This is a genomic window from Polyangium sorediatum (genome assembly GCF_029946465.1).
Lineage (GTDB): Bacteria > Myxococcota_A > Polyangia > Polyangiales > Polyangiaceae > Polyangium > Polyangium fumosum.
Genome location: NZ_JARZHI010000004.1, coordinates 343103 through 360493 on the forward strand (window position 1 = coordinate 343103; position 17391 = coordinate 360493).

Annotated in this window: 17 protein-coding genes; 11 read left to right on the forward strand and 6 right to left on the reverse strand. The window is 70.4% G+C overall.

The genetic code is table 11. The annotated features are described in order from the left end of the window. Positions 1-228 precede the first annotated feature (228 nt). From QHF89_RS07580 to aroA, 4 genes are read right to left on the reverse strand one after another with little or no spacing between them, the layout of a single operon-like run. Positions 229-1389 (reverse strand): hypothetical protein, encoded by a 1161-nt coding sequence (locus QHF89_RS07580; protein WP_284720198.1) that lies wholly within the window; start codon positions 1387-1389, stop codon positions 229-231. Between the two features lie 19 nt (positions 1390-1408). Further along, positions 1409-2386, reverse strand: a complete 978-nt coding sequence (locus QHF89_RS07585; protein ID WP_136965769.1) for a hypothetical protein — start codon at positions 2384-2386, stop codon at positions 1409-1411. Continuing rightward, positions 2355-3077, reverse strand: coding sequence for a (d)CMP kinase (gene cmk, locus QHF89_RS07590; protein WP_136965768.1), 723 nt, complete (start codon positions 3075-3077; stop codon positions 2355-2357). Before cmk ends, QHF89_RS07585 begins: the two co-directional genes overlap by 32 nt. Continuing rightward, the gene (gene aroA / locus QHF89_RS07595; protein WP_136965767.1) at positions 3074-4438 is read right to left on the reverse strand and encodes a 3-phosphoshikimate 1-carboxyvinyltransferase; all 1365 of its coding nucleotides are present in this window, start codon (positions 4436-4438) and stop codon (positions 3074-3076) included. Before aroA ends, cmk begins: the two co-directional genes overlap by 4 nt. Before the next feature lie 318 nt (positions 4439-4756). Between aroA and QHF89_RS07600 the strand changes: the two genes are divergently transcribed. From QHF89_RS07600 to QHF89_RS07610, 3 genes are read left to right on the forward strand one after another with little or no spacing between them, the layout of a single operon-like run. Further along, positions 4757-6169 carry a serine/threonine-protein kinase gene (locus tag QHF89_RS07600; protein WP_284720199.1) on the forward strand — a complete coding sequence of 471 codons (1413 nt, stop codon included), beginning with the start codon at positions 4757-4759 and terminating at the stop codon, positions 6167-6169. A gap of 55 nt (positions 6170-6224) precedes the next feature. After that, complete coding sequence (locus tag QHF89_RS07605; protein ID WP_284720200.1) at positions 6225-7124, forward strand: hypothetical protein; 900 nt, start codon at positions 6225-6227, stop codon at positions 7122-7124. Beyond that, positions 7121-8134, forward strand: coding sequence for an Lcl C-terminal domain-containing protein (locus QHF89_RS07610; protein ID WP_284720201.1), 1014 nt, complete (start codon positions 7121-7123; stop codon positions 8132-8134). Before QHF89_RS07605 ends, QHF89_RS07610 begins: the two co-directional genes overlap by 4 nt. A 10-nt stretch (positions 8135-8144) precedes the next feature. On the opposite strand, the gene QHF89_RS07615 is transcribed toward QHF89_RS07610, so the two are convergent. Next, positions 8145-9140 carry a bifunctional riboflavin kinase/FAD synthetase gene (locus tag QHF89_RS07615; protein WP_136965764.1) on the reverse strand — a complete coding sequence of 332 codons (996 nt, stop codon included), beginning with the start codon at positions 9138-9140 and terminating at the stop codon, positions 8145-8147. Between the two features lie 199 nt (positions 9141-9339). Between QHF89_RS07615 and QHF89_RS07620 the strand changes: the two genes are divergently transcribed. The 6 genes from QHF89_RS07620 to rplI all read left to right on the forward strand — a co-directional run bounded on the left by QHF89_RS07620 (position 9340) and on the right by rplI (position 13434). After that, complete coding sequence (locus QHF89_RS07620; protein ID WP_136929512.1) at positions 9340-10284, forward strand: ribose-phosphate pyrophosphokinase; 945 nt, start codon at positions 9340-9342, stop codon at positions 10282-10284. Between the two features lie 169 nt (positions 10285-10453). Next, positions 10454-11188 (forward strand): 50S ribosomal protein L25/general stress protein Ctc, encoded by a 735-nt coding sequence (locus tag QHF89_RS07625; RefSeq protein WP_284720202.1) that lies wholly within the window; start codon positions 10454-10456, stop codon positions 11186-11188. A 100-nt stretch (positions 11189-11288) separates the two neighbouring features. After that, entirely contained in the window at positions 11289-11981 is a 693-nt protein-coding gene (pth, locus tag QHF89_RS07630) for an aminoacyl-tRNA hydrolase (protein ID WP_136965763.1), read from the forward strand. Positions 11982-12104: 123 nt separating this feature from the next. Beyond that, positions 12105-12644 carry a 30S ribosomal protein S6 gene (gene rpsF / locus QHF89_RS07635; protein ID WP_136929514.1) on the forward strand — a complete coding sequence of 180 codons (540 nt, stop codon included), beginning with the start codon at positions 12105-12107 and terminating at the stop codon, positions 12642-12644. A gap of 3 nt (positions 12645-12647) precedes the next feature. Then, entirely contained in the window at positions 12648-12965 is a 318-nt protein-coding gene (rpsR, locus tag QHF89_RS07640; protein ID WP_136929515.1) for a 30S ribosomal protein S18, read from the forward strand. A 13-nt stretch (positions 12966-12978) separates the two neighbouring features. Then, the gene (rplI, locus tag QHF89_RS07645; protein ID WP_136929516.1) at positions 12979-13434 is read left to right on the forward strand and encodes a 50S ribosomal protein L9; all 456 of its coding nucleotides are present in this window, start codon (positions 12979-12981) and stop codon (positions 13432-13434) included. Between the two features lie 64 nt (positions 13435-13498). On the opposite strand, the gene QHF89_RS07650 is transcribed toward rplI, so the two are convergent. Next, positions 13499-14518 (reverse strand): carbohydrate kinase family protein, encoded by a 1020-nt coding sequence (locus QHF89_RS07650; RefSeq protein ID WP_284720203.1) that lies wholly within the window; start codon positions 14516-14518, stop codon positions 13499-13501. An 88-nt stretch (positions 14519-14606) separates the two neighbouring features. Between QHF89_RS07650 and dnaB the strand changes: the two genes are divergently transcribed. Both dnaB and QHF89_RS07660 read left to right on the forward strand, forming a co-directional pair. Continuing rightward, the gene (gene dnaB / locus QHF89_RS07655; protein ID WP_284720204.1) at positions 14607-16070 is read left to right on the forward strand and encodes a replicative DNA helicase; all 1464 of its coding nucleotides are present in this window, start codon (positions 14607-14609) and stop codon (positions 16068-16070) included. 40 nt (positions 16071-16110) lie between these two features. Then, entirely contained in the window at positions 16111-17367 is a 1257-nt protein-coding gene (locus QHF89_RS07660; protein ID WP_136965760.1) for a hypothetical protein, read from the forward strand. Positions 17368-17391: the final 24 nt, after the last annotated feature.

A 17391-nucleotide genomic window follows, 5' to 3' on the forward strand; every position in this document is an offset into this window, starting at 1 on the left:
GTCTTTTGAAACCGTCCTTCCCTAGGATTTCCCGGAGCTCGGATGCGATGCGCCGCGCGAGCGTGCGGCTCGAATTGAGCCAACCTCGGGCACACGTCGGGCATCGAGCCGGATCCGGGAGAGCGGTCCGTCTAGTCCGAGGCCAGCCCCTTGTCAATGCAATGCCCCCAAGGGGTCCGTTTTGTCCGCCCTGGCCAGCCACGTGGCGTTCGGCCGGGGCACGCGCGATCAAGGCTTTTTGCCAGGGTTTTCCGCGCCGCGGAGCTTCCCCGCGAGCTCCGCCGTCGCCCGATCCAGCCCCTCGTACGGCCACGGCGCGCGGAGCACGACGACATCCCCGTCGCGCTTCAGCGTGGTCGCGCGCAGCGCCTCTTTCTCGCCCGCGACATCCGGCAGGAGCAAGAGCACGAGCCCGAGATCCGCGAGCAGCGCACGCGCGCCTTCTTCAAGCTTTGGCGCATCCGCGGCTTTCGTTGGTTCGAGACGAACGACGAGCTCCGGCGAACCGCTGAGCGCGAGCGTGCCCGTGGCTCGCTCGACCGTTCCGAGGACGGCCGCGCGCGGCGAGATCTTGTTCGCCCCCGACAAGACCTCGAATGCCTGCCGCGCGATCGCGAACGTGACCGCGCCCTTCTCGGGCAAACCGAGCTTCTGTCCTACTTCCGTCGCGGGGAGCGCGGCTTCCACGATCGATCGATCCGTGCCGACGAGGATCGTCCCGTCGTCCGCCTGTCCGATCACGATCGAAGGTCCCACGAAGAGCTCGCCTTCTCGGCGAAACCCGACCCACCCCTCCTCGCGCGCGACCTCGGCGAGTCCTTGGACGAACCGCCCGCGCTCGATACGACCGCCGACGAGCGCGACCCAGCTCTTGCCGTCCATCGATGCGACGACGACCTCGCGCACGTCCGCGGGCAAACGCACGCCTGTCTGCTCGTGGATGCGCGTGGCGCGCGAAGGACGTGACGGCGCGGAGACCTCGGGTCCGCTGCCTTCGTCGAGCGCGAGGTTCAAGAGATGCTCGCGCACGGGGCCGAAGAGCACGAGGTCCGCGGCTTCGAGCCGGATCGCGATGTTCGTCCCGCCAGGCACGTGCGCGCGCGCCGTGGGGCGGTACCGCAAGACGAAGTTCCAGACCAGGAGGCCCGCGATCGCTGCGACCACGAAGATCGCGGCCACGGCCACGAGCACGAAGCGCGGCCCACGCGGCCTCGGGCGCGGCGTCTCGGCGCGCGGCTCGGGCGGAGGTTCGGGGAGAGGCTCGGGCGGAGGTTCGGGCGGAGCGATCGCGGGGTCTTCCGGCGCAGGGACGGGCGCGGCCCCGAGCGCATCGGGATCACGCTGGGTCGGGGGGACGGGCTCGATCGGATCTACGAGCGTGTCGGCCATCGCCCCCGAGCGTAAGCGTTCAAGGTTCGCCTTGCATCCTCTCTGGCGCCGCGAGCTTGCCTTCGAGCAGGGCGCGCAGGACGTCCGAAGAGAGGTCCCAGCGCACACGCACGGCGCGATCGACACGCTCGATCCGCATCTCTTCGAAGAGCGCGGCGTAGCGGCTGCCCTGCCCACCCTCGCGCAGCGCGCGGAGCAGGTTCTCGGCTTTGCCCGCGGCTTGCCCCGTGCCGGCCGTGATCTCGGCGTCGACACGCAAGGCGTCACCGACCATCACCGCGCTCGCGCGGGCGCGCTCGAGGCCGCCGAGGATCGACGCGATGGAAGGGAAGCGCCGTTCAAGCGAAGGCGGCAGGCGGCGCGCGCGCAGGTCCGCGCTGACGAGGCCCTCGGCTGCGGGATCCCGGCGGCGCTCGTCTGGGCCCTTTCGGAGCACGCGCTCGACGCTGTCCACCTCGACCGGCGTGACGAACAGAATCATACGACCGGCGAACGTGTGGATGCGCGCGGTCGTGGCGCGGCCGAGGGGCCCCGTGCGCTCCCAGCTCTGGATGTCGTCCGCGATCGGAGGATCGACGAGGCGGAACAGCTTGGGATCGGGCCGCACGTCTTCCACGTCGCCCTCGATGACGAGGACACGATCCCCGGCCTCGGCGTCAGCGGCGCGCAGGCCGATCCACACGACCTTGGCGCGCGCGATCGCCTGCGAGACGAGCGCCTCCTCGCCGCCGCTCTCCTCCTCGACGCGCGCGGAGAGCACGTCTGCCAAGGGGCCGAGCTGCGCGCGCATGCGGCCGAGATCCACGCGCAGCACGAGATCCAGATCGGCAGGGAAGAGCTCGGCCGGATCGAGGACGTCACGCTTGCCGCGCGCCGGTGCCTTCGGGGCCGGCACCTCGCCGCCGCACGCCGCCGTACCGAAGGCGAGCGCGCCGAGGCCGAGCACGAACGCGCGGCGGAAGACCTCAGCCGGCGCGCTCGCGCGCTTCGACGACAAGCGCCATCTCCTCGACGAGCTCGGCGACATCCCTGTGGCTCGAGTCGACGACGGTCGCGTCGTCGGCCTGCCGGAGTGGCGCCACGGGGCGCTCCGTGTCGGCTTTGTCGCGGCGCTCGACGTCCGCGAATGTGTCCTCGTAGGTGGCGGACTTGCCCTGCGCGACGAGCTCTTCGTAACGCCTGCGCGCGCGGACCTCGGGGGAGGCGGTCAGGAAAAACTTCACCTCCGCGTCCGGGAAGACGACCGTGCCGATGTCGCGACCTTCGAGCACCACGCCGCCCTCGGCGCCTTGGCCGCGCTGCATGTCGAGCAGCGCGGCGCGCACCGCGGGGACGGCCGAGACGCGGCTCGCGCCGAGGCTCACCTCGGGCGAGCGGATCGCCATCGAGACGTCGTCGCCGTCGAGCAGGACCCGCATTCCGCTGCCGCCGCCCGTCGCGCCCTCAGCGCGCTCGATCACCATGCGCTTGCGGGCCACGAGATCCTCGGCGAGCGCGCCGAGTGCCTCGCGATCATCCCAGCGGATCGGCGCGCGCACGGCCGCGAGCGCGACCGTGCGATACAGCGCGCCCGTGTCGAGGAGCAGGTAGCCGAGCCGCTCCGCGAGCCTGCGCGCGACCGTGCTTTTGCCCGCGCCGGCCGGTCCGTCGATCGCGACGCGCACGGCCTTCCGCCCTCCGCTGCTCATGGAGTCCCTCCGCTCGACTCCACCTCGATCCGCGCCCCGAGCGCGCGCATCGTGCCGACGAACCGCGGGAAGCTCGTCGCGATGTTGTCGGCGTCGCGCACGCGCGTGGGCCCATCCGCGAGGAGGCCGAGCACACACGAGGCCATCGCGATGCGGTGATCGCCGCCGCTCTCGATGTCCGCGGCCTTGAGCTTGCCTTCCGGCTTGCCCTCGACGGCGAGCCCGTCCGGCCGCTCCTCACACGTCACGCCGAACGCGCGCAGCACGCGCGCCATCATCGCGATGCGATCGCTCTCCTTCACGCGAAGCTCGGCCGCGTCCTCGATGAGCGTCGTGCCGTGCGCGCGCGCCGCCAGCGCGCACAGGATCGGCACCTCGTCGATCGTGCGCGCCACGAGCTCCCCGCCGAGCCGCCCTTGCCGCAGATCGGCTGCGCCGGCGTGCAGGTCGCCGATCGGCTCGCCCATCTCCTCGCCCTTCGGTTCGAGGACGAGCGAGCCACCCATGTCGCGCAGGACCTCGAAGAGCCCGGTGCGCGTCGGGTTCAGGCCCACGCGACGCACGGTCACGCGGCTCTGAGGAATGAGCTGCGCGGCCACGACGAGGAACGATGCGGACGAGGGATCCCCAGGCACCGTGATCGAGAACGGCGGGAGTTTGCCCGAGAACGAGGGGCCGTCGAGCTGGATGATCGCGCCCACCGAGGAGAGCGGGACGCCGAGCGCGAGCAAGAGCCGCTCGGTGTGATCGCGCGACACGAGCGGCTCGCGCACGTACGTGGGTCCGTCGGCGTAGAGGCCCGAGAGCAGGATCGCGCTCTTCACCTGCGCGCTCGCGACGGGCATCTCGTACTCGAGGGGCCCGAGCACGTTGGGCTCCGGCAGCGGACCGATCTGGAGGGGCGCCGTGATCTCTCCGACGCGCTTCGGATCGAGCTTGCCCTCGATGCGGGCGCCGCGCAGGCGCAGGGGCCGCGCGACGCGCTCCATCGGCCTTCGCGTGAGCGACTCGTCGCCGACGAGCACGGTGGCGAAGCGCTGCGCGGCGAGCACGCCGGCGAGCAGGCGCATCGTCGTGCCCGAGTTGCCGCAGTCGATGGGCGCGCTCGGCGCGCGCAGGCCGTAGAGGCCCTTGCCTTCGACGAGCAACGTCTCGTTCTGCTCTTCGGTGGTGATGCCCATCGCGCGGAGCGCGGCGAGCGTGGACATGTTGTCTGCGCCGAGCGCGCCGCCTTCGATGCGGCTCTGTCCTTCGGCGAGACCGGAGAGCAGGATGGCCCGGTGCGCGATGCTCTTGTCGCCCGGGACCGGGACGCTGCCCGTCAGAGGGCGTTCTGAGGGAAAGACGACGAGGTCGGTCACGGGCAGGCTCTAGCAGACGGAAGCGGAGGGCCGAGGGGATTTTTGTCGCGCCCGGCCGTCGGAACGCACGTTGCTACCCGTGAGGGGGCTGCCCAGGGCGGCCGGATCCGTGCGCGGCCGGGCAGGGGAGGCGATGGCCCCGTCCCCGTCCGGGGCATTCGCATCATTGTGCGCTGATGACAAACCAATGCAAGGGCGTCCGCATTCCGTGCGGTTTCGGCCCGAACGGCGCGGGCCGCAGAGGAGGCTGAGATCGCCCGCCGTCGATTGTGTTTCCGCCCTCGCGCGCTATCGTAAAACGCGGGGATCATGGGGGGTATGAAAAGCGCGGAAGATGCGATCGACGTCGACGTCGATCTCGATCTCGGCGAGGCCTCGCTGCCGCGCCCGGGCGACGTGGTCGCGGGGAAATACCGTGTCCAGCGGGTCCTCGGCGCCGGGGGGATGGGGGTCGTGGTGGAGGCGGAGCACGCGAGCCTCCGGCAGCGCGTCGCGCTCAAGTTCCTGCACCCCAAGGTCGCGGCGAGCGACGTCTCCGTGACGCGGCTCCTGCGCGAGGCGCGGGCCGCGAGCGCGATCAAGAGCGAGCACGTAGCGCGCGTGCTCGACATGGGCACCCTGCCGTGGGGCTCGCCGTTCGTCGTGATGGAATACCTCACCGGAATCGATCTCCGGGGCATGCTCGGCCGCCGCGGCCCGCTGCCCATCGAGGACGCCGTCGATTACATCCTCCAGGCCTGCGAGGCGCTCGCCGAGGCGCATTCCATGGGAATCGTCCACCGCGACATCAAGCCCTCGAACCTCTTTCTCACGAGCCGCGCCGACGGCTCGCCGCTCATCAAGGTCCTCGATTTCGGCATCGCCAAGCTCCTCCGCCCGGGCGGCGCCGGGCAGCCGGAGGACCTCGTGACGCTCACGGGTAATGGATTCGTGGTGGGTTCGCCCCGGTACACCTCGCCCGAGCGGCTGCGCGACCCGACCGACGTCGACCCGCGCACCGACATCTGGTCCCTCGGCATCGTCCTGCACGAGCTGTTGACGGGCCACAGCCCCTTCGAGGCGAAGACCATTTCTTCCCTGTATTTTCGCATCGCCGCGGACCCGCCCGCGCGGGTGCGAGACGTTCGTCCCGACGTACCGGAGGGGCTCGAAAAGGCGATCCTCCAGTGCCTGCAAAAAGACCCGGACAAACGCACGCCCGACGTGGCCGAGCTCGCCGCGTCGCTCCGGCCGTTTGCGCCCGAGCGCAGCGAGACCAGCGTGCGCCGGGTGATCCGGGTGATCGGCATTCCTCCGGAGAAACTCCCGACGTACGCCGGCGCCGGGAGCCGCGACGCGGATGGGCTGCGCGGTCTCCTCTCGACGGCCCTCCGGCCCGCGGCGCTCCGACGATCCATGCGCCTCCGCGCGGGGCTCGGTTTGCTTGGCGTGACGCTGCTCGTGGTGGGGGCGCTCGTCATGTCCTCGGGAAAAACGCCGGACGCGCGCGCGCCCTCGCCGGGGCCATCAGGCGCGGCCCCCGAGCAGCCCAAGGAGCCTTCGGTGGCCGTGGCGCCGGACGGCCTGAGCGACCCACCCGCCCAAGGCGCCGAGGAGCCTGCGGCCCCCGCGTCGAGCCAGGCGGCGAAGGTGCCCAAGGGTGGAACGACTTCGTCTTATCGAACCTCTGGAGCGCCCACAGGGCGCCGCAAAGGAGGGCGCTTCCTTGATCCGCTGGATAGCCGAAAATAAAAGATACGTTCGTCGTGCCAATCGATTTCTACTCCCAGGGCTTGCTGCGCTCGTCTTGGCCGGTGAAGGCACCGCCCGCGCGGACGGTGACGCTGCGGCGGAGGCGGAGGTCCTCTTCCGCGAGGGCAAGCAGCTCATGGGGGAGAAGCGGTATGTCGAGGCTTGTCCGAAGCTCGCGGAGAGCCATCGGCTCGATCCGGGCGGCGGGACGATCCTGAACGTCGCCCTCTGCCACGAGGCGGAAGGCAAGACGGCCACGGCCTACCGCGAGTTCGGTGAAGCCCTCGCGTGGGCGCGCACGGACGCGAGGCCCGATCGCGCGGAGATCGCCCACGAGCGGCTCGACGCGCTCGAACGCAAGCTCGCGCGGCTCGTGGTGGTGCTCGGGCCGGGCGCGCGCGCCGCGGGGATGGTGATCGAGCGCGACGGCGCTTCGATCCCGGAGGCGTCGCTCGGTGAGCCCGCGCCGGTCGATCCCGGCGAGCACGTGGTCGTCGCGACGGCCGAAGGGAAGGCGGCGTTTCGGGCGACGGTGCGGGTCGCGCCGGGCGCCCGCGTGACCGTGGTGGTGCCCGCGCTCGCGCCGTCGCGCGGGGCCTCGGGGGGGCCCTCGGGCGCGCGCATCGCGGCGCATGTGACCGCGGGGATCTCGCTCGGCGCCCTCGGTGTGGGGACGTTTTTCGGGATCCGCGCGCTCGTGAAGGAGAACGAGGCACGCGCGCGGTGCGAGGGCGCGGTTTGCCCCGACGTGGCGTCGCTCGACGTGGCGGACGACGGCCGGACGGCCGCGCGGATCGCCGACGTCGCGCTGGGCGTGGGAGCGGTCGGTCTCATGACGTCCGCGACGCTCTACTGGGTTTCGCGCTCGAAGAGCCCGGCGGATCCACGCGCATCTCTTGCGATCGTGCCGTCCGCGGGAGCGGGCGCGGCATTGCTCCTGGGAGGAACATTTTGAGCACCAAACGAACGACGGTTCCTCCGTTGATCCGGATCGGCGCGTGGCCCCTCCTGCTCGCGGGACCGCTCGGCTGCGAGATCGTGGCGGGGATCGAGCCACGCACGCTCGCGCCGTCGGGCGGCCCTGCGGGCGCGTGCGAGGCAAGCACGGGCGCGGGCTTCCCCGATTCGGCCACGCGGTTCTGCTCCGATGGATCCGACGCGATCTCGTGTGACGATCCGAGCCTCGCGGCGGGGCAGGACGGCCATGTCGTCGGCCTCTTGCCGAGCTACGAGGAGGCTTCGTTCGGAGCGTCCGCGGACGACGGTGTGCGTGACGAGATCCTCGACCTCGTGTGGGAGAGCGACGCGGCCTCGGCGCCCGTCTCGTGGGAGGAAGCGCGCGCGCGCTGCGAGAAGTCCGGCGGCGGCGCGCGGCTCCCTTCCCGTGTGGAGCTCGTTTCGCTCGTGGACTACGGGCGCGACGGGCCCGCGATCAACCCCTCGATGATCTCCGTACCCACGTGGTCCACGGATCTCTACTGGACCTCGACGACGGCGATGGACGGCGTGTGGGCCATCGGGTTCGTCCACGGATCGATGACGTCGGTCGATCGCACGCTCGCGGCGCGCGTTCGTTGCGTCGTGGGTCCTCCGCGCGTGTCGTGCCTCGAAGCGGGCGCGGACGGTGAGACGCTGGTCGACAGGCGCACAGGCTTTGTCTGGCAACGCCTGAGCACGCCGGAGGTGAGCACGTGGCAAGGCGCGCTCGCTTTCTGTGCGTCGCTCTCGATCGGGGGCGCCAACGGCTTTCGGCTACCGAGCATCAAGGAGCTCGTGAGCCTCGGCCACGGCGAAGAGGACGAGCCCATGTCCGCGGCGACGTCGTTCCCCGATGGCGAGGGCCGTTTCTGGTCGTCCACGCCCGTCTCTGCTGTGCCGGCCGAAGCCTGGGTCCTCGACGGCCTCACGGGCCGCATCGATCACCAGCCGACGACGGTGAAGGCGCGCGTGCGTTGCGTTCGATGATACGCGCGGCTCACGCCCAAGCCGAGCCGGCCTCGGGATCGGGCGTGATGCCTTCGAGCGCGCGCCGCGCCTCCTCGGCGTCCCGCGCGATCTGCGCCTTCAGCGCGTCGAGCCCCGAGAAACGTTGCTCTGGACGAAGGTGCCGAACGAGGTGCACGCGCAGCCGCGCGCCGTACAGATCCTCGTTCCGATCGAAGACGTGGACTTCGAGGCGCGGGCGCGCCGCCGTGGGATCCACCGTGGGCCGCACGCCGAGGTTCGCCACGCCGCGCCCGAGCATCGTCACGCCGCGCTCGCCCGCCCCTTCCGAGGACAAACGATCGATCAGCACGGCGTACACGCCGAGCGGTGGCAGCGCCTCCGGCGCATCGAGGATGTTCGCGGTGGGAAAGCCGATCGTCCGCCCGCGTTGGTCCCCGGCCACCACGGTCCCCGAGAGCGCATGCCATCGCCCGAGGATGCGCTGCGCTTCGTCGAGATCGCCCCGCGCGATCGCCTCCCTCGCGCGCGTGCTTGACCACGGCCCGTGCGTGTCGCCGACGAGCGCGTGCGATCGCGTCTCGAAGCCGAGCACCTTGCCGAGCCGCTCGAGCTCGGCGAAGTCGCCGGCCCGCTGCGCGCCGAAGCGGAAGTTCTGCCCCACCATCACCACGCGCGCGCCGAGATCGCCGAGCACGCGCTCGGCGAACTCGCGCGGGCTCTGCGCCGCGAACGCGCGATCGAAGGGCGCCGCGGCGACCCGGAGCCCCGGGACGGCGCGCTCGCACAGCGCGATCTTGCGCGCGAGCGGCGTGAGCAGCGGCGGCGCCTTGCGGCCGAGGACCTCGGCCGGGTGTGGATCGAACGTCAGCACCACCGGAGCGAGCCCGCGTTCGTGGGCGATCCGAGCGGCTTCAGCCAGGACGGCGCGGTGGCCCCTGTGCAGACCGTCGAAGTTGCCGATCACGACGAGGGTGCCGGTACGCCCGCTCGTCTCGCCGCGCTGGGAGCCGCTCTGCCGATCCACGATCGCGCTACCTAGTCAAACCCGGGGCGCCGCGCAAAGCCGAGGTCGTGCCATGACGCAATGACCACAAGATCCTTGACGGAAGTAGGGGTGACTGGTAGAGCCGCGCCGCCGTTGACCCTTCGGCGTTCGGGGTTGTCGTGGTCGCTCGGACTGGCCGAGCGTCGACCGAACCCTCGGCAGGCAGGGAGGCTGGCCGATGTTCAAGAGAGTGAGCATCTTCTCGGGGAACGCAAACCCCACGCTCACGCAGGAGATTTGCCAGTGTCTCGAGTTCCCGCTCGGGAAGTGCCGCGTCTCGCGGTTCTCCGACGGGGAGACGTTCTGCGTGATTCAGGAGAACGTCCGTGGCGTGGACACGTACGTCGTGCAACCGACGTGCTCGCCGGTGAACGACAGCGTGATGGAGCTGCTCATCATGGTGGACGCGCTGCGGCGCGCCTCCGCGGGCTCCATCACCGCCGTGATCCCGTACTACGGCTACGCTCGGCAGGACCGCAAGGCCGCGCCGCGCACGCCGATCACGGCGAAGCTCGTGGCCGATCTCCTCGTCGCCGCGGGCGTGCACCGCATCGTCGCGCTCGATCTGCACGCGGGCCAGATCCAGGGGTTCTTCAACATCCCCTTCGATCACCTCCACGCGATGCCGGCGTTCCTCGATCAGCACCTTCGCGAGCACTACAGCCGCGACTGCGTGATCGTCTCGCCGGACGCGGGCGGCGTCGAGCGCGCGCGTGCCTACGCGAAGCGTCTCGACGGCACGCTCGCCATCATCGACAAGCGCCGCGAGCGCGCGAACGAGAGCGAGGTGATGAACATCATCGGCGAGGTCGAGGGCAAACGTTGCCTCATCCTCGACGACATCATCGACACGGCGGGCACGCTGGTGAACGCGGCGAACGCCCTCATGAAGGCGGGCGCGAAGAGCGTCGCGGCCTGCGCCACGCACGCCGTGCTCTCGGGCCCGGCGCTGTCGCGCATCATGGAGTCGCCGCTCGCCGAGGTCATCGTCTCCAACTCGATCCCGCTCTCCGAGGAAGCCAAGGCGTGCGGGAAGTTCAAGGTCGTCAGCGTGGCGCGCCTGCTCGCGGAGGCCATCCGCCGGATCCACCACTCGGACTCGGTGAGCTCCCTCTTCGTCTAGTCGCGTCCTCGCCTCGCGTTCGTCGTTTCGTGTCCCTCAGCGCCTGGACAATCGTGCAGTTTCCTCTCAGGCTTGCGGCCTCGCCTCGGAGGATCGTCGGAATCGGCGCACAGCCCGATCGATCTCTGCTATAGCGCCGCGTCTCGGATCGGAACCGGAGAGTCGTCCCATGATGGAAATCATCAAGCTCAGCGCCACCCGTCGTCAGGAAAGCGGAAAAGGCCCGTCGAACAGGCTCCGCCGCACGGGGAACATCCCTGCCATCTGCTACGGCAAGGGCCTCGAAGCGTTCCCGGTCGCCGTCTCTCCGAAGGCCCTCCTCGAGGTGCTGAAGTCAGCGCACGGGAAGAACTCGGTCATCGAGCTGGCCGTCGAGGGCAGCGACAAGCTCACCGTCATGGTGCGCGACTACGGCTACCACCCGATCTCGCGCGAGCTCGTTCACGCGGACTTCCTGCAGGTCAAGCTCGACCAGCCGGTCGACGTCGAGATCCCCGTTCGTTGCGTTGGCAAGTCGAAGGGCGTCGCGGGCGGCGGCATCCTCCAGCAGATCTTCCGCAACCTGCCCATCCGCTGCCTGCCCGAGAAGATCCCGGCGCTCGTCGAGATCGACATCAGCGAGCTCGACCTCGGCGACACGGTGAAGGCGGGCGCGGTTCCGCTCCCCGAGGGCGTCAAGACGCGCCTGCCCGAGGACCAGACGGTCGTCGTCGTGGCCATTCCCGAGAAGGGTGAGGAAGGCGCGGCTGCGGCTCCGGGCGCTCCGGGCGCTCCGGCGGCTGCGGCTCCTGCGGCCGGCGCGAAGGGCGCGGCGCCCGCGGCCAAGGGCGCGGCTCCCGCGGCCAAGGGCGCGGCTCCTGCGGCGAAGGCTGCGGCTCCCGCCAAGGACGCCAAGAAGAAGTAGTTTTAGTTCAAACGGTCCGAGCGATCCGCCCCGCGGCGCGCACCTCCGAGCGAGGTCGTCCCGCGGGGCACGCTCGTCTTCGGGCCTCGACTTCCTCGTCATGCTGCTCGTCGTCGGCCTGGGCAACCCGGGCGAGAAATACGCGTCGCATCGGCACAACGTCGGCTTCATGGCCGTCGAAGCGCTCGCGGCGCGCGCTCGCGCCGATGCCTTCCGCGAGAAGTTCTCGGGCATGTGGTCGCGCGCGACGCTCGGGGACGAGCCGGGCGTGCTCCTCCAGCCGATGACGTACATGAACGAGTCGGGTCGCAGCGTGCAGCCCGCCCTCGCGTTCTTCAAGATCGCCCCGAAGGAGCTCGTGGTGATCCACGACGAGCTCGACCTTCCGTTCGGGGACGTCCGGCTCAAGTTCGGCGGCGGACACGCCGGCCACAACGGGCTGCGGTCCATCATGTCCCACGTCGGCACGGGCGACTTCGCGCGCGTCCGCGTGGGCGTCGGGCGGCCGTCGGCGGGGTTTCGCGGGGAGGTGGCGGACTACGTGCTGTCGCCGTTCGACGCGGTCGAACGCTCGCGCCTGCCTGACATCTTGAAGCTCGTGACGGATTCTGTGCTAGAAGTCGCGGCCCGCGGCTTCGACGCCGCGATGAACGTTCGAAACAGCCGGCCGAAAGCCGGCAAGAAGCAAGCGAAGGAGCGGAGCGAGGCGCGCATGTCGCCCGAGCCCGCGAACGCGAAAGCGGCGGAAGACAAACCGTCGGTTTCGCCTGGTGAAAAGCGCGAGGGAGAGTAACCCGGACGTTTTCCGCACCTTCGTGAGGCACGTTCGCTGGTTTGTCCGTGAGGAACACCGGCGGGCGCGCCGTCCTCGCTCCGGGGCACGACGTCTCCGGGGCCATCGTCCAAGAGGAGAAGCATGAGTCGACTCGTGACGGCGCCGAACCGCGCCAGAGAATACGAAACGATCTACATCCTGCGACCCGACATCGACGCGGACGCCGCCGAGCGTGTTGGCTCGCGCCTGTCCGACGTGATCGGCCGCGAGCAAGGCCGGCTGACCAAGGTCGAGAACTGGGGCCGCCGCCGGCTCGCGTACGACATCCGCAAGCATCGCCGCGGTGTGTACATCTACCTCAAGTACCTCGGCACGGGCCGCGTGGTGTCCGAGATCGAGCGCAACCTGCGCCTGATGGACACCGTGATCAAGTACCAGACCGTCCTCGTCCGCAACGACGTGGAGGTCGCGGCGATCGCGATCGCCGAGGAGGACGTGAAGTTCGAGCGCGTCGAGCTGCCGCCGATCGAGGAGGAGCGCGACGAGTCGAGGGAGCGTCAGCTCGGCCTGATCGAGCCGGAGCGTCGTCAGGAGCGCACCAGCGAGGCGCCGGCCTCGGGCGAGTTCGACGACCTCGAGGGCGAGGCGGACATGACCGGCACCGAGGAAGAGGGAGGCTGAGCCATGAATCAACGAGGAATGGATTCGGGCAGCCGCAACATGGACATGGACGACCGCGATTTCGGGCGGACGCCGGATCTGAACGCCGACGCCCCCGGACGCCGCCGCACCGGTCGCAAGCGCGTCTGCCGTTACTGCGCCGACAAGGCGCTCTTCATCGACTACAAGGACCCGCAGGCGCTCAAGTACTTCATCTCGGAGCGCGGCAAGGTCGTCCCGCGCCGCATCAGCGGCAACTGCGCGCGGCATCAGCGCAAGGTCACGCTCGCCATCAAGCGGGCGCGTAACATCGCGCTCTTGCCGTTCACCGTGACGGCGTAACGAGGAGGACGTCATGGCCAACTACATTCACGTGGTCCTGACCGAGGACCTCCCCAACGTCGGCAAGAGCGGCGAGCTCGTGCGTGTTCGCCCGGGCTACGCTCGCAACTTCCTCGTCCCCCGCGGCCTCGCGGTCGGCGCGACGGCGGAGAACGTCGCTCGCATCGAGCACGAGAAGAAGGTCGCGGAGACGCGCGCGGTCAAGAGCAAGAAGGCGGCCGAGGAGCTCGCCCAGAAGCTCGCGAACGTGAAGATCACGATCACGAAGCCCGTCGGCGAGGGTGATCGGCTCTACGGCTCGGTGACCTCGCGCGACATCGAAGAGGCGCTCGCGGCGCAGGGATTCACTGTGGATCGTCGTCGCATCGAGCTCGACACGATCAAGGCGCTCGGCACCTACCAGGTTCCGGTTCGCCTCGCGACGTCCGTGACCGCGACGATCGACGTCACGGTCGCGGCGAAGTCCTGATCCCACGAGGAGCAGGCGTCGGCCCGGATCGAACGGCGATGAGCCGATCGGTCCGGGCCTTCGTTCATTTCACGACCAACGATCTCTCCGCGAGCGAGCTCCGCGCGACCTCGTTGCCGCGCTGGATCGCGCGCTCGATCGCCTCGCGATCCCGCAGCGCCGCGCGCCCCTCGCGCGCGAGCACAGAGAGCAGCCCCGCGACGAACGCGTCTCCCGCGCCGATCGTGCTCTCCACGGCGAGCGCCGGGCCGCCCGCGTGCACCTCGCCGAAGGGCCCGAGCGCGCGTGTGTTCGCCGCGCCGAACGTCGCGACCACGGTCGCCTCGGCGTGAAGCAAGGGCATGAGATCCCGTGGATCCGACGCGCCGAGCAGGCGCAGATCGTCCTCGCTCACCTTGAGCACGTCGACCCCGCCGAGGAGGCTGCGCGGATCCGCGCGCTCGAGCGCGTCGCCTGCCCACAGCCGAGGCCGGAGGTTCGCGTCCAGCGTGACGAGCGCTCCCTCGCGCGCTGCATGACGCGCCGCCTGCGCGAGCGCGAGCAAGCATGCGTGCGAGGGCAAGAGCCCGGAGAAATGGACGACGCTCGCGTCGAAGGAGCGCGGCAAGGCGTCCCGCAGCGCGAGCGCTTCTTCCTGCACGGCGCGATACGCTACGGCGCGCGTCGGCGCGTGGGTCAGGAACACGAGCCCCGTGCGGGTCGACTTGGTGGCGCGCATGCGTGACACGTCGACCCCGCACCGCGACAGGTGTGCCACGAGCGCGTGACCGACCGCATCGTCTCCCACCGGCGCGACGATCCCCGCGCGCAGGCCGAGCTGTGCCAGCGTGAGCGCCACGTTCACCGCGCCGCCGCCCGGCGTGAGAGAGAGCTGCGTTGCGTCGTCGAGCGACGTGCCTTGGGGCGTGGAGAGGTCCCATAGTGCCTCACCCACACACACCACGTCGGCGGATGTCGCCGTTTCCTCGTGATCGTCTTGCCGATCCGGGTACCGCGCGCGGGGGTTTCCTGGTAGATCGCTCGACGATCCTGACGCCTCGGAGGGCCCGCCCTTCGGGGCGTCTCCCATTTGGGGCCTCACCATGTGGAGATCTTCGGGATTGCTTGGGGCCATCTGGTGAAGAAGTGCCATGCAGACCGCGCAGCAGCGTCGTGGACGTTCGAACCAACCGATGGAACCGGCCCCTGTCGCGGGCCGCGTCCCTCCGCATGACCTCGACGCCGAGGCCGCGGTGCTCTCGGCGGTGCTCCTCGAGCGGGATGCGCTCGATCGAGTCCTCGAGATCCTGAAGCCGGAACATTTCTACAGCGACGCGAACAAGCGCATCTTCGAGGCGGCGACGGCGCTCGCACTCTCCGGCACGCCGATCGACATCGTCTCCATAGCCTCCTGGCTCCGGGATCGCGAGTGGCTCGCGCAGATCGGCGGCGCCAGTTATCTCGCGCAGCTCGCCGATGCGACGCCCGCTGTCGCGCACGTCGCCACGCACGCCAAGGTCGTGTCCGAGAAATCGCGGCTGCGGCAGCTCATCGCCACCTGCCAGCGCGTCGCGGCCGAGGGGTACGGCGACGTCGGCACGGTGCAGGAGTTCATCGACGGCGCCGAGCAATCGATCTACGCGCTCGCGCGCACCGCGCAATCGTCGAGCGTGCAGCCGATCGCGCAGGTCCTGAAGGCCGCGTTCGAGCAGATCACGGCCGCGGCCGAGCGCGGCGATCGCATCACGGGCATCTCCACGGGGTACGAGCGGCTCGATTCGAAGACCGCCGGCCTCCACGACGGCGATCTCATGATCGTCGCGGCGCGCCCCGGCATGGGCAAGACGTCGTTCGTCCTCAACATCGCCGTGAACGTCGCCTCGCCGCGCACGGTGGCCGCCGGTCCCGGCGAGGCGGACCATGGCTACGAGCGGCAGGAGCCGGGCTACGGCGTCTGCGTGTTCTCGCTCGAAATGCCCCGCGAGCAGCTCGCGAGTCGTATGGTCTGCACCGAGGGCCGCGTCGATCTCGGCAAGCTGCGCCAGGGCTTCTTGCAGCCGGACGACTGGCGAAGGCTCACCGAGAGCGCCTCGTATCTGTCGACGCTCCCGATCTGGGTCGACGACACGTCCGCGCTCACGCTCCTCGAGGTCCGCGCGAAGGTCCGCCGCATCCAGGCCGAGTACAACCGCACGGCCGGGCCGGGGCAGCCCGAGCGGCGCGTGGGGCTCGTCATCATCGACTACCTCCAGCTCATGAAGGGCCGCGACGGCGCGAGCAGCCGCGAGCAGGAGATCAGCGAGATCTCCCGAGGCTTGAAGCAGCTCGCCAAGGAGCTCCGTGTCCCCGTGATCGCGCTCTCGCAGCTCAACCGCTCCGTCGAGACCCGCACGAACAAGGACAACGGCAAGCGTCCTCAGCTCAGCGATCTGCGCGAGTCCGGCGCCATCGAGCAGGACGCGGACACGATCATGTTCATCTACCGCGACGAGTACTACAACGCGGAGACCACGAACGCGAAGGGCATCGCCGAGATCATCATCGCGAAGCAACGAAACGGCCCCACGGGCAAGGTGCTCGTGCGCTTCGCGTCGTCGTACACGCGCTTCGACAACCTCGCGCCCGGCGACTACCCCGAGATGGTCGACGACGAGTGACGTCCCAAGATCCGGCGCGTTCGCGCGTCGGAGGCTCATCATGCCGCCCGGCAACAACAGCAAACGCCTCGCCCTCGGAACCCTCCTCCTCGGTCTCGCGACCGGCCTCACCGCCTGCGTCGAGCCGATCCAGAGCGGAGGCGTCGTCATGTACGGCGGCGAAGGCGCGCGCGTCGCCGCGATGTGCCGCTTCCGCCGCGGCGCCGAAGGCAAGGCCGGGTTCTGCGCGCCCGAGCCGGAAGCGCCCGCCGCGGTCACCCTCGCGCGCATCGAAGGGGACAAAAAGCCCTTCGCCGGCGCGCTCGTCGAGGCCAAGGCGGGCGACGTCCTCCTCGACAACGGCGCGATCGCGGCGGTGATCAGCGCCTCGGACGGCGCGCTCGTGGACGCTGCCGATTCCGAGATCCGCGAGGACGCGCTCGGGCGCGTGCGGACGTGCCTCGGTGCGCCGCTCGGCTGCCTGACCGGCGTGACGATGAGCCTCGCGCAAGGACGTGACGGAGCGGCGCAGGTGCTCGCGCGTGGCCACGCCGAGGGGGATCCGCGCGTGACGATCGCCACGCGTTACATGCTCGTCCCGGGCGCGCGCGTGATCCTCGTCTCGACCCTGATCGCCTCGAAGGCCGACGAGCCGCTCGTGATCCCGAGCCTCGGAGACACCGTCCACTGGGGCTCGGCCGAGCCGCTGCCCGCGATCGGCCACGAGCCGCCGCCTGCCGCCGCTGCCACGGCCGAAGCCCCGTTCGCGGCTGCGCTCGGGACCTCCGTGGCATACGCGATCGCGCCCGCCGACGATCGACCCACGCTCGAGATCGAAGGCGCCGCGGGGGCGACGAGCCTCCGCTTCGCCCGGAACGTCACGCTGCCGCCCGGCGGCTCGGCGCGTTACGAGCGGCTCTTCGTGGTGGCCCCGCGCGGCGACACGCTCGGCGTCGTCACCGAGCTCGCCCTCGTCCGCGAGGCGCGCGTGCCGGGCGCGATCGAGCTGCGCTTCGTGGACGAGGCTGGCAAGCCGCTCCCTCCGCCCGCGGATGCGCGCGTCGAGTTCCTGTCCCCACGGGATACGCTCGTCCCCTTCCTTCGGATCGGATCTTCCGTTGCGGAAGCCGGCGCCGCTGCCGAGGCGCCTCCGGGCGCGTACGAGCTCGACCTTCGCGGAAAAGGGCTGCGCGCGCTCGCCCGCGTCCCGATCGAGGTGACGTCGGGCGAGGTGACGCAGGCGACGATCACCGTGGGCGCAGAAGCTGCGCCCGTGCCCGCCAAGGGCGTACCCGAGGGCGGTACGCCCGCGCCCTGACCGCCGCGGCACCTGGGCCCCACC

Excerpts from the sequence above, each read along its gene's own strand:
- cmk (WP_136965768.1), bottom strand. The coding sequence starts at position 3,077 with ATGAGCAGCGGAGGGCGGAAGGCCGTGCGCGTCGCGATCGACGGACCG.
- QHF89_RS07580 (WP_284720198.1), bottom strand. The coding sequence starts at position 1,389 with ATGGCCGACACGCTCGTAGATCCGATCGAGCCCGTCCCCCCGACCCAG.
- rpsF (WP_136929514.1), top strand. The coding sequence starts at position 12,105 with ATGAGTCGACTCGTGACGGCGCCGAACCGCGCCAGAGAATACGAAACG.
- QHF89_RS07620 (WP_136929512.1), top strand. The coding sequence starts at position 9,340 with ATGTTCAAGAGAGTGAGCATCTTCTCGGGGAACGCAAACCCCACGCTC.
- QHF89_RS07660 (WP_136965760.1), top strand. The coding sequence starts at position 16,111 with ATGCCGCCCGGCAACAACAGCAAACGCCTCGCCCTCGGAACCCTCCTC.
- dnaB (WP_284720204.1), top strand. The coding sequence starts at position 14,607 with ATGGAACCGGCCCCTGTCGCGGGCCGCGTCCCTCCGCATGACCTCGAC.
- rpsR (WP_136929515.1), top strand. The coding sequence starts at position 12,648 with ATGAATCAACGAGGAATGGATTCGGGCAGCCGCAACATGGACATGGAC.
- pth (WP_136965763.1), top strand. The coding sequence starts at position 11,289 with ATGCTGCTCGTCGTCGGCCTGGGCAACCCGGGCGAGAAATACGCGTCG.
- rplI (WP_136929516.1), top strand. The coding sequence starts at position 12,979 with ATGGCCAACTACATTCACGTGGTCCTGACCGAGGACCTCCCCAACGTC.
- QHF89_RS07600 (WP_284720199.1), top strand. The coding sequence starts at position 4,757 with ATGAAAAGCGCGGAAGATGCGATCGACGTCGACGTCGATCTCGATCTC.
- QHF89_RS07625 (WP_284720202.1), top strand. The coding sequence starts at position 10,454 with ATGATGGAAATCATCAAGCTCAGCGCCACCCGTCGTCAGGAAAGCGGA.
- QHF89_RS07650 (WP_284720203.1), bottom strand. The coding sequence starts at position 14,518 with ATGGTGAGGCCCCAAATGGGAGACGCCCCGAAGGGCGGGCCCTCCGAG.